Here is a 261-nt window from a genome sequence, read left to right as displayed (position 1 = left end):
GTCGTAACAAGGTAGCCGTATCGGAAGGTGCGGCTGGATCACCTCCTTTCTAGGGAGACATACACTAGCACAAGATGCTAGATGTCACACTAGGTCGACACTTTGGTGTAATGGATAGACGTAGCATATGCGCTAGCTGTATCCAACCTTAATTGTTCAGTTTTGAGAGATTATCTCTCATATGTAGGCCTATAGCTCAGCTGGTTAGAGCGCACGCCTGATAAGCGTGAGGTCGGTGGTTCAAGTCCACTTAGGCCTACC

At 48.3% G+C, this 261-nt stretch carries 1 tRNA gene; it reads left to right on the top strand.

The features are described from left to right. The first annotated feature begins 185 nt into the window (after positions 1-185). A tRNA-Ile gene (locus tag EO125_RS09750) sits at positions 186-259 on the top strand. Positions 260-261 lie beyond the last annotated feature (2 nt).

Origin of the sequence: Veillonella sp. VA139 (assembly GCF_003992005.1) — a bacterium.
In the GTDB taxonomy this organism is placed as follows: Bacteria; Bacillota; Negativicutes; order Veillonellales; family Veillonellaceae; genus F0422.
Note: the sequence above shows the minus strand (reverse complement) of the source record. Positions and strands in the feature narration are given on the sequence as shown.